11 protein-coding genes are annotated in these 9,772 nt (G+C 61.8%); 8 read left to right on the forward strand and 3 right to left on the reverse strand.

All coding sequences use genetic code 11. From position 1 onward, the window contains the following. Positions 1-70 precede the first annotated feature (70 nt). Entirely contained in the window at positions 71-538 is a 468-nt protein-coding gene (locus tag K6118_RS13465) for a cytochrome c (RefSeq protein WP_247120920.1), read from the forward strand. A gap of 58 nt (positions 539-596) precedes the next feature. On the opposite strand, the gene K6118_RS13470 is transcribed toward K6118_RS13465, so the two are convergent. From K6118_RS13470 to K6118_RS13480, 3 genes are read right to left on the reverse strand one after another with little or no spacing between them, the layout of a single operon-like run. After that, complete coding sequence (locus K6118_RS13470; RefSeq protein ID WP_247120922.1) at positions 597-1,250, reverse strand: cytochrome b/b6 domain-containing protein; 654 nt, start codon at positions 1,248-1,250, stop codon at positions 597-599. Then, on the reverse strand, positions 1,247-2,263 hold the full coding sequence (locus K6118_RS13475) for an alpha-ketoacid dehydrogenase subunit beta (RefSeq protein WP_247120925.1): 1,017 nt from the start codon (positions 2,261-2,263) through the stop codon (positions 1,247-1,249). The genes K6118_RS13470 and K6118_RS13475 overlap by 4 nt, the downstream gene beginning before the upstream one ends. After that, the gene (locus K6118_RS13480) at positions 2,260-3,216 is read right to left on the reverse strand and encodes a thiamine pyrophosphate-dependent dehydrogenase E1 component subunit alpha (protein ID WP_247120926.1); all 957 of its coding nucleotides are present in this window, start codon (positions 3,214-3,216) and stop codon (positions 2,260-2,262) included. The genes K6118_RS13475 and K6118_RS13480 overlap by 4 nt, the downstream gene beginning before the upstream one ends. 233 nt (positions 3,217-3,449) lie before the next feature. Between K6118_RS13480 and K6118_RS13485 the strand changes: the two genes are divergently transcribed. The 7 genes from K6118_RS13485 to K6118_RS13515 all read left to right on the forward strand — a co-directional run bounded on the left by K6118_RS13485 (position 3,450) and on the right by K6118_RS13515 (position 9,672). Continuing rightward, a complete protein-coding gene (locus tag K6118_RS13485) occupies positions 3,450-3,911 on the forward strand; it encodes an SUF system Fe-S cluster assembly regulator (RefSeq protein WP_247120928.1) in 462 nt (153 codons plus the stop codon). 56 nt (positions 3,912-3,967) lie between these two features. Beyond that, entirely contained in the window at positions 3,968-5,437 is a 1,470-nt protein-coding gene (gene sufB / locus K6118_RS13490) for a Fe-S cluster assembly protein SufB (RefSeq protein WP_247120930.1), read from the forward strand. 17 nt (positions 5,438-5,454) lie between these two features. Continuing rightward, positions 5,455-6,192 carry a Fe-S cluster assembly ATPase SufC gene (gene sufC / locus K6118_RS13495; protein ID WP_343269972.1) on the forward strand — a complete coding sequence of 246 codons (738 nt, stop codon included), beginning with the start codon at positions 5,455-5,457 and terminating at the stop codon, positions 6,190-6,192. Between the two features lie 11 nt (positions 6,193-6,203). Then, positions 6,204-7,487, forward strand: coding sequence for a Fe-S cluster assembly protein SufD (gene sufD / locus K6118_RS13500; RefSeq protein ID WP_247120936.1), 1,284 nt, complete (start codon positions 6,204-6,206; stop codon positions 7,485-7,487). Positions 7,488-7,498: 11 nt separating this feature from the next. After that, complete coding sequence (locus K6118_RS13505; RefSeq protein WP_247120937.1) at positions 7,499-8,743, forward strand: cysteine desulfurase; 1,245 nt, start codon at positions 7,499-7,501, stop codon at positions 8,741-8,743. A gap of 65 nt (positions 8,744-8,808) precedes the next feature. Then, entirely contained in the window at positions 8,809-9,309 is a 501-nt protein-coding gene (locus K6118_RS13510) for an SUF system Fe-S cluster assembly protein (RefSeq protein ID WP_425531552.1), read from the forward strand. Between the two features lie 36 nt (positions 9,310-9,345). Further along, positions 9,346-9,672 carry a HesB/IscA family protein gene (locus K6118_RS13515; RefSeq protein ID WP_247120940.1) on the forward strand — a complete coding sequence of 109 codons (327 nt, stop codon included), beginning with the start codon at positions 9,346-9,348 and terminating at the stop codon, positions 9,670-9,672. The last annotated feature ends 100 nt before the right edge of the window (positions 9,673-9,772 follow it).

The raw sequence follows: 9,772 nt of genomic DNA on the forward strand, positions 1-9,772 counted from the left end.
CGTCTGCGCGGCAGGCGCTAGGATTGTTTAAGACAACCGTTTGATCAGGCCAGACCTTAGGGAGAGATACATGAAACTGCGCTTCCTGACCGCCGGGATTGCTGCCGCCGCCATCACTGGCGCCCTTGCGATACCCGCCACCGCGCACAGCGACGAACATGAAAAGCCGTTCGCCGAATCGAAGTACCGCATGGACAATATGAAGATTACCGTGAATGCGCTCCATAACATCGTGCAGCACTTCAAGGGCCAGGCCAAGGAAGACGGCGACGTTGCCAAGCTGGCGGAAATCTGGGCTGTGTCCGCGTCCATGGTGAAGGGCAGCTTCGCCAAAGACACGCGCGGCATGGAAGGCGCGACCGACGCCAAAGCCGACATTTGGGAAAACTGGGCCGACTTCGCCAAGCGCGCTGATGATTACGCCGCGGATGTGAAAGCGTTTGCCGATGCTGCTCGCACGGGCGGGGATATTCAGGGCACCTTCAAACAGGCCGCCAGCCACTGCAAAAGCTGCCACGATAAATATAAAGAAGATTAAGCGGGGCCCATCGCCAGCTTGCCAAGAGGCCGGGCATTGCCCGGCCTTTTTGTTGGCATCAGAAAATAATCAGCCAGACGGCTGCCGCTATGCCGGCCCCCAGCGCGAGGGCGAGAAGCGGCGAGGCCATTTTAGGCGCGGGCGTGCCTTCTTCCGCGCGTTTGGTCCCGGCGATCATGGGCGCGATCAGGTTCACCCGGCGCGCGGCATAGCCGATGATGAACAGGATATGCAGCGCCACCAGGCCCATCAGGATATAGCCGATGGTTTCGTGGATTTCGGTGATCAGCCCCGCACTGCCCCCGGCCTTGCTGCTGAAGGGGCCGGAAAACAGCATGTCATCGGTCGCGAACAGGCCCAGGATGCTCTGGACCAGCAATAGTGTCAGCATCGCGGTGACGGACAGCGCCCCCAGCGGGTTGTGGCCGACCCACGGATAGGGCTCACCCGGTTTGCGCTTTTCGCGCATATAAGCGCGGATCGCCCTGGGGCCTTTGATGAAGGACGTGAAGCGCGCGGTTTCGCTGCCGATGAAGCCCCACACGATGCGCCAGGCTACCAGGCCCAGCACGGTCACCCCGGCATAAAGGTGCATGTCGGCGTAAATGCCGAATTTGTCCTGAAAGGCGGAATAGAGGGAAAGGCTAAAGGCGGTCACGAGGGCCCAGTGAAACAGGCGGATGGGACCGTCCCATACCTTGATCTTTTTCATGCTGTCTCCTGCATGTCTAGAAGGGCCAGAATGGCGGCTGTGATGGTGTCGGCGTGCGGCAGCCAGGCGTGTTCGCCCGCGCGGCCATACGGGATGGGGGTGTGCGGCGGCGTGACCGCAACAGGCGCGGCCTTGAGCGCGCCAAAATGATCGCGGGCGACGGCGGAGATCACGGCATCGGCGAAGCCGCCGAAATCTGTGCCTTCGTCGACGACGACAAGGTGGCCTGTCTTCTTCACGCTGTTTGCGATCAGCGTGAGGTCGAGCGGCACGATCGTCCGCGGGTCAATGAGGTCGATGCTGATGCCGCGGGCTTCCAGGCTGGTGACGGCGGCTTCGGCGGCGTGCCGCATGGCGCCGAGCGCGACCACGGTTGCCGATTCGCCTTCCGTAACCAACCGGCCTTTGCCCAGCGGGACCGCGGGCAGGTCGTCCGCCACATCGCCCTCATGGCCGTAAAGGCCCTTATGTTCGAACAGAACCACGGGGTCGGGGCTTCCGACCGCAGCCTTAAGGAGGCCTGCGGCGTCCGCGGGGGTCGAGGGGCAGGCGACCATAAGCCCCGGAATCTGCGCTAACACACCGTAAAGCGACTGGCTGTGCATGGCGGCCGAGCTGTCGCCCGCGCCCATGGTGGTGCGGATCACAAGCGGCAGGTCGAAGCGGCCGTTCGCCAGGAAACGCGCCTTGGCGGCCTGGTTCAGGATCTGGTCGAAAGCGACGCCGATAAAGTCGGAGAACATCAGTTCGACAATGGGCTTGAGGCCGGTCATCGCCGCGCCCGTCGCCATGCCGATGAAGCTGGCCTCCGAGATGGGGGTGTCGATGACCCGGCCCTCGCCGAATTTGGCGCCGAGGCCACGGGTGACGCCGAAGACACCGCCGAGTTCCGCCCCGCCTTTGACCCCGGCGCCGCCGGCAATGTCTTCGCCGATGACGACGATGGTGTCGTCTGCGGCCATCAGGTCCTGATGGGCGCGGTTGAGCGCGTCACGGATGCTCATCCTGGTCATGCCGCGCCTCCCAACCGTGTGGCCCACCGGGCTACGGCTTCGTCGCTGGTGTCCGCTTGCTGGTTCGCCGCGGTGACCGCGGCTTTCGCAGCCGCATGGGCGCCGGTCTTGATCGTGTGGCATTCGGTGGCGGTGGCACCGGCGCGCAACAGCGTGTCTTCAAACTGCTCCAGCGGGTCTGGTTGGCTGTCGGCGGCGGAGCGGTAAAGCTGCTCGTCACCATGATAATGGCCGCTGAGACGCGGGACCGAGGCTTCGACAAGCGCGGGGGACCCGGTCTCTCGCACCCAGGAAACCAGCCGGTCCACCGTCTTGAGGCAGCCGGTGATATCGCCGCCCTCCACATGGCTGGCGGCCAGGCCGAACCCGCGGGCCCGCGCCATCGGGCTGATGCCGCCTGAGGCATAATGCGCGGAGGTCGATTGGCCGAGGCCGTTGTTTTCGATCACGAACAGAAGCGGCAGCTTGAGCGCGACGGCGAGGTTCATGGTCTCGAACACCGCCCCCTGGTTGGTGGCGCCGTCGCCCATCACGGCGACTCCGATGCCGCCGGTCTTGAGGGTCTTGGCGCTCAGCGCGGCGCCCGCGGCCAGCGGCACCTGTCCGCCGACGATGCCATTGCTGGTGAGGAACCCCACCTCCGGCGCGAGAAGATGCTGGGTGCCGCCGAGCCCTTCGGACAGCCCGCCGGTACGGCCGAGGATTTCTGCGGCAACGGCGACCGGGTCCGCCCCCATCGCCAGCGCGAGGCCGTGGCTGCGGTGTGAACCTGTCACCTGGTCGCCCGGCCCTTCAAGGTTGGCACAAAGCGCGACTTCGAAAAGTTCCGCCCCCAGGCACAGGTGCACAAGGCCAGGCACGTCGCCTGCTTCCGATAGCGCGGCGATCTCGTGCTCGAAAGCGCGTATAAAGTGTGCTTTTTCAAAAAGGGGTTTCAGGTCGTCAAGCGTCATACGTGATTCCGGCGCTATGGTTAATGGGGTCAAACCTATCATGGGATATGCTATTTGATAGGCCTTCTAAAAGAAATAGGTGCATAATGAACGGAAATAAGCGATAAGGCGCCCCTATGCGGCGGGTTTTTGTTGACTCCGGGCCGCCATATCTCCATATGACAAATCCGATCAATTTGGTATGATTTAGGACGCACCGGAAATGGTGCTCTAAGGAAAGGACCAGCGAAGCCATGATCCGCCTGACCAATCTAGCAGATTATGCCGTGGTGTTAATGTGCGAAATGTCGCACGCCGACAGCCGCATGAGCGCGCAGGATCTGTCTGCTGCCACCAGCATTCCGGTGCCGACGGTTGCGAAAATCCTCAATGCGCTCGGCCGCGCCGGGGTTCTCAATTCGCACCGGGGCCTGAAGGGCGGCTTTTCCCTGGCGAAAAGCGCGGATGACATTTCGGTCGCCGACATCGTCGAAGCCATCGATGGTCCGATCGCGCTGACCCACTGCGTGGAGGGCGGCACGTCCGATTGTTCGTTCGACGATATCTGCCAAATGCGTCCGCGCTGGCAGGTCATCAATGGCGCTGTCAGGGACGCGCTTGAGGATGTGAAGCTTTCGGCGCTGGTCGCGAATGAGCCGGACCAGACTCTTTTCAAGCCGCGTGAGGCACCCCGCACGACCGCAGGCACAAAATAACGGCAGGTCCACTGACGGACCGCCCGAGTAACCGTAAGATCAAGGAGCCGCCAAAAATGGCCGGAACCGCAGAAGCCCAGAAACAGATTTCCGAAGTCACGGGCGACTATAAATACGGGTTTGTCACCGATATCGAATCCGAACGGGCGCCCAAGGGCCTGTCGGAGGACGTGGTGCGTTTCATCTCCGCCAAGAAGGGTGAGCCCGAGTGGATGCTCGATTGGCGCCTGAAGGCTTACGCGGCCTGGCAGAAGATGGAAGAGCCGGACTGGGCGCGCGTGAACTACCCAAAGATCGACTATAACGATATCTATTATTATTCGGCACCCAAGAAGAAGGACGGCCCGAAAAGCCTCGATGAGGTCGACCCCGAGCTTCTGGAAACCTATGCCAAGCTCGGCATTCCGCTTCGGGAACAGGAAGTGCTGGCGGGTGTACAGGGCTCGGCCAAGGTTGCGGTCGACGCCGTGTTCGATTCGGTGTCCGTCGCCACCACCTTCCGCGAGGAACTGAAGAAGGCCGGCGTCATCTTCATGTCGATCTCGGAAGCGATCCGTGAATATCCGGACATGGTGAAGAAATATCTCGCGTCGGTCGTGCCGGTCCGGGACAATTATTTCGCCGCGCTCAACTGTGCCGTCTTCTCGGACGGTACCTTCGTCTATGTGCCGAAGGGCGTGCGCTGCCCGATGGAGCTTTCGACCTATTTCCGTATCAACGCCGAAAACACCGGCCAGTTCGAACGTACGCTGATCGTCGCGGACGAAGGCGCTTATGTCTCCTACCTCGAGGGCTGTACCGCCCCGATGCGCGATGAGAACCAGCTTCATGCTGCTGTCGTGGAACTGGTGGCACTCGACGATGCCGAGATCAAATATTCGACCGTGCAGAACTGGTACCCGGGCGACAAGAACGGCAAGGGCGGCATCTATAATTTCGTCACCAAGCGCGCGCTGTGCAAAGGCAAGAATTCCAAGGTCAGCTGGACCCAGGTGGAAACCGGCTCGGCCGTGACCTGGAAATACCCGAGCTGCGTGCTGCAGGGCGACGGCTCGGTCGGTGAGTTTTATTCGGTCGCGGTGACCAACAATTACCAGCAGGCCGATACCGGCACCAAGATGATCCATATGGGCGCGAACACGCGCTCGACCATCATCTCCAAGGGTATTTCGGCGGGCAAATCGCAGAACACCTACCGGGGCCTGGTGAAGGTTCTGTCTGGCGCGGACAATGTCCGCAACTATACCCAGTGCGACTCGCTTCTGGTGTCCTCGGAATGCGGCGCCCACACCGTGCCCTATATCGAGGTGAAGAACCCCTCAGCCCAGATCGAGCATGAGGCGACCACCTCCAAGGTTTCCGAGGACCAGCTTTTCTACTGCAGAAGCCGGGGCCTCGATGAAGAAGAAGCGGTGGCGATGATCGTCAACGGCTTCTGCAAGGATGTAATGCAGCACCTGCCCATGGAATTTGCCGTCGAGGCCCAGAAGCTTCTGGGAATCTCGCTCGAAGGCAGCGTGGGGTAAGGAACGGACGGATGAGTATGCTTAAGATTAAAGACCTGCACGTCAGCGTGGCGGACAAGGAAATCGTCAAGGGCCTGGACCTTGAGATAAAGGCCGGTGAAGTCCACGCCATCATGGGCCTCAATGGTGCCGGCAAGTCGACGCTCGCCAACACCATCGCGGGCCGGGACGATTATACGGTGACCAAGGGCACCATCGAGTTCGAGGGCAAGGACCTTCTGGCGCTTGAGCCGCATGAGCGGGTGGGCGAGGGCATCTTCCTGGGCTTCCAGTATCCGGTTGAAATTCCCGGCGTGTCGAACCTCAACTTCCTGCGCACCGCGCTCAACAGCGTGCGCCGCTACCGTGGTCTTGAGGATATGTCGGCGGCCGAGTTCATGAAGCTCGTGCGCGCCAAGGCGGCCGAGCTGAAGATGGACCCGGATATGCTGAAGCGCTTCGTCAACGTCGGCTTTTCGGGTGGTGAGAAGAAGCGGAACGAAATGGTGCAGATGTCGGTCCTCGATCCCAAGCTGGCCGTGCTCGACGAGACCGATTCGGGCCTCGATATTGATGCGCTCCGCACCGTGGCTGAAGGCATCAACGCCCAGCGCCGGGACGATACCGCGATCCTTCTGATCACCCACTATCAGCGGCTGCTGTCCTACGTGCAGCCGGATGTGGTGCATGTGATGATCGACGGTCGCATCGTGAAGTCGGGCGGCAAGGAGCTGGCGCTGGAGCTTGAAGAAAAAGGCTACGCCGACGTCGCGTGAAGGAGCATAGTATGCAGGACCAACCGATGACGGGCTATGAAAGCCAGGTCCAGGCGCTGATAGGCACGCTGCCGGGCACCGACGATCTGCGCGCGCAGGCGCTTGAGGCGTTCGAAGCCGAAGGATTCCCGACCGCGAAGACCGAAGACTGGCGCTATAGCGATATCCGCGCGCTCCGGAAGCAGGTGTACGGCCTCGCGGCCCCCGCCGAGACGCTGCCGGTGCTGCCGGAACCGCTTGGCGCGGTGAGCGCGCGCTTCGTGTTCGTGAATGGCCATTATGACGAGGACCAGAGCGACCTGGGTGACCTGTGGCAGACCGTGCAGATCCGGCCGCTCGCCAACCATTTCATGGCCAATGCCGAGCGTGCGAACGAACTGGTGCGCGGCGACGATGCCATCAGCTACCTGAACACTGCCCTGCTCAGGGACGGGCTCGTGCTATCGGTGCCCGCGGGTGTGGTGATCGACGCGCCCATCGAAGTCCTGCATATGATGACAGGGGCCGAAGGGGCTGCCACCCATATCCGCCATGTGGTCGAGCTGGGCGAAGGCGCCAAGGCCACCGTGGTCGAACGTTTCCTCGGTGATGAGACCGGCTATTGGACCAATGCGCTTTTCCAGGCGCGGGTGGCCGAAGGCGCCAGCCTCAGCCATATCCGGGTGCAGGAAGAAGGCGCCAACGCACTTCATACCGCCAAGGCCTATGTGAATATCGACGCCGAGGGCAGCTATACGTCCGTCGGCCTGTCTGTCGGCGGCAAGACCGCGCGCTTTGAAGCCCATGTCCGGCTTCTGGGGGAAGAAGCCTGCGCCGTGGTCGACGGTGTCGCGCTCGCGGCCTCCGGCCAAAGCCATGATACATTCAGCCACGTCAGCCACACGGTACCGGCCGCGACCAGCGACCAGATATTCCGCACCATCGCCGACAGCCGCGGCAAGACCTCCTTCGCGGGTAAGGTGACGGTGGCGAAGGACGCGCAGAAGACCGAAGCCGACCAAAGCTTCAAGGCGCTGGTGTTCGACAAGACAGCCGAAGCCAACGCCAAGCCGGAGCTTGAAATTTTCGCCGATGACGTCAAATGCAGCCACGGCGCCACCGTGGGCGAGCTGGACGCCAAGGCGATCTATTATCTGACCTCCCGCGGCATCGACCCGGCGACGGCGCGCCAGATGCTGGTCGCGGCCTTCACTGCCGCAGCACTGGAGCGTGTTCCCGCCGAAGACGTGAAAGCGGCGATGGCTGACCGGATCGACGCCTGGATGACCGCGCGGTCCGTCAAGGCTGTGGCGTAAGGATGAGTGCGATGAATGACATGAACCTGCCCATGAGAGCGTTTGACGTCGAAGCCATCCGCGCCGATTTCCCGATCTTTCAGGAAACGGTCTACGGCAAGCCGCTCACGTTCCTTGACAGCGCCGCCAGCGCGCAGAAGCCGCGCGTGGTGATCGACGCCGAGGTTGGGCTTTATGAGCATTATTACGCCAATATCCACCGCGGCGTTTACAAGTTCAGCCAGGACGCTACCGAGGCGTATGAAAACACGCGGGAAACCGTGCGGGCTTTCATCAACGCTGCCAAGTCGCGCGAATGCATCTTCGTCCGCGGCGCCACCGAAGGCATCAACCTGGTCGCACAGACCTGGGGCCGCGCGAACATCCGTGAAGGCGATGAGATCATCCTCAGCGAGATGGAGCACCACAGCAATATCGTGCCGTGGCAGATGCTGGCCGGGGAAAAGGGCGCGGTGATCCGGGTGATCCCGCTTCATGATGACGGCAGCCTCGATATGGAGGCCTATGCGGGCCTTTTGGGTGAGCGCACCAAGCTGGTGGCGGTCGCCCATATCTCCAACGCGATCGGCACGCTCAATCCAGTCGCGGACATCATCCGCATGGGCCACGACGCGGGCGCGACCGTGCTGATCGACGGCTGCCAGGCAGCCCCGCACCTGAAGATCGACGTGCAGGCGATGGATGCCGACTTCTACGCCTTCTCCGCCCACAAGGCTTACGGCCCCACGGGTATCGGCGTCATCTACGGCAAGGAAGCGCTCCTGGACAAGATGCCGCCGTGGCAGGGCGGCGGCGATATGATCTCCACCGTCACCTTCGAGAAGACGACCTATAACGACCTGCCTTACAAGTTCGAGGCCGGGACGCCCAACATCGCGGGCGGTATCGCCATGAAGGCGGCGCTCGATTATATCTCAGCGCTCGGGCATGACGCGATCCATACCCATGAGATGGACCTCCTGAAATACGCCACCGAGGCGCTGACGGCGGTCAACAGCGTGCGCCTCATCGGCACGGCGCCGGAGAAGGGCGCGCTGATCAGCTTCACGATGAACCAGGCGCACCCGCACGATATCGGCACCATCCTAGACCGCCAGGGCATCGCTGTGCGCGCGGGCCACCACTGCGCCCAGCCGGTGATGGACCGCTTCGGCGTGCCCGGCACTGTGCGGGCCAGCTTTGGCATCTATAATGACAGAACCGACGTGGACCGGCTGATCGACGGTCTCAAGAAAGTAGTGGACATCTTCGGATGACGGATAAGACGGAAAATCGCGATATCATGGACGTGAACGCCCCGGAGGCTTTCCCGGAGGAAAATATGCCCAACCGCCCGGAGACACGCCCGCGCGTGGATATGGACAGCGTGAAGCAGGCGACGGCGGAGGTCAGCCCGCCAGAGCTTAGCCCACAAGAGGGCGGCTATTTCCTCAACAAGTTCCTCGAGCAGTCGAACAAGGCTGAGGAAGCCCCGGCTGAGGTGCCCGACGATAAGCCAGCAGGTGATCCTGTGTCCGATGACGAGCTTGAAGCACGTGTGGTTGAGGCTCTGCAGGAAATCTATGACCCGGAAATCCCGGTCAATATCTATGAGCTCGGCCTCATTTACGGACTCGATATCGACGAAAACAAGATCGTCACCGTCACCATGACGCTGACCACGCCGCACTGCCCGGTCGCGGAAAGCATGCCGGGTGAGGTGGAGCTGAAGGTCAACAGCGTGCCCGGCGTTGGCGGGGCTGAAGTCAAGCTCGTGTGGGAACCGGCCTGGGACATGTCCAAGATGTCGGACGAGGCCCGGCTTGAACTCGGCCTCCTTTAGGGCCACCTTAAGGGAATGAGAAAAGAGGACAGACCCATGTCAGCCATCCGGATCACAGATAAGGCGGCCGAACATATCCAGGCGCTTCTGGCCAAGAAGGAAGGTGCCGTTGGCATTCGGCTCGGCACCAGCACGCACGGCTGTTCGGGCCTCGGCTATACCGTCGACTATGTCGAGGAACCGTCCACTGAGGACGAGCTGGTCGAGGACAAGGGCGTGAAGGTCTATGTCGACCGCAAGTCGCTCCTCTTTCTTCTCGGCACGGAAATGGACTGGGAGGACAGCATGTTCTCCACCGGGTTCAAATTCACCAACCCGAACGAAAAAGGCCGCTGCGGCTGTGGCGAAAGCTTCCACGTTTAGGGGCTGGCCTTCTCTTACAAGATATTTGACAGTTTCAGAAAACTTGCCTTAGCTGGCGGCACCATGAAGCTTGCCGGGCGAAACCGGCGCACGCCAACGG

The sequence above is a fragment of the Kordiimonas marina genome, from assembly GCF_023006325.1.
Taxonomy (GTDB): Bacteria; Pseudomonadota; Alphaproteobacteria; order Sphingomonadales; family Kordiimonadaceae; genus Kordiimonas; species Kordiimonas marina.

What these genes read in the sequence shown, in the direction of transcription:
- K6118_RS13480 (WP_247120926.1), bottom strand. Translation starts at nt 3,216, where the DNA reads ATGACGCTTGACGACCTGAAACCCCTTTTTGAAAAAGCACACTTTATA.
- K6118_RS13505 (WP_247120937.1), top strand. Translation starts at nt 7,499, where the DNA reads ATGAATGACATGAACCTGCCCATGAGAGCGTTTGACGTCGAAGCCATC.
- sufC (WP_343269972.1), top strand. Translation starts at nt 5,455, where the DNA reads ATGCTTAAGATTAAAGACCTGCACGTCAGCGTGGCGGACAAGGAAATC.
- K6118_RS13485 (WP_247120928.1), top strand. Translation starts at nt 3,450, where the DNA reads ATGATCCGCCTGACCAATCTAGCAGATTATGCCGTGGTGTTAATGTGC.
- K6118_RS13465 (WP_247120920.1), top strand. Translation starts at nt 71, where the DNA reads ATGAAACTGCGCTTCCTGACCGCCGGGATTGCTGCCGCCGCCATCACT.
- sufB (WP_247120930.1), top strand. Translation starts at nt 3,968, where the DNA reads ATGGCCGGAACCGCAGAAGCCCAGAAACAGATTTCCGAAGTCACGGGC.
- K6118_RS13515 (WP_247120940.1), top strand. Translation starts at nt 9,346, where the DNA reads ATGTCAGCCATCCGGATCACAGATAAGGCGGCCGAACATATCCAGGCG.
- sufD (WP_247120936.1), top strand. Translation starts at nt 6,204, where the DNA reads ATGCAGGACCAACCGATGACGGGCTATGAAAGCCAGGTCCAGGCGCTG.
- K6118_RS13470 (WP_247120922.1), bottom strand. Translation starts at nt 1,250, where the DNA reads ATGAAAAAGATCAAGGTATGGGACGGTCCCATCCGCCTGTTTCACTGG.
- K6118_RS13475 (WP_247120925.1), bottom strand. Translation starts at nt 2,263, where the DNA reads ATGACCAGGATGAGCATCCGTGACGCGCTCAACCGCGCCCATCAGGAC.
- K6118_RS13510 (WP_425531552.1), top strand. Translation starts at nt 8,809, where the DNA reads ATGCCCAACCGCCCGGAGACACGCCCGCGCGTGGATATGGACAGCGTG.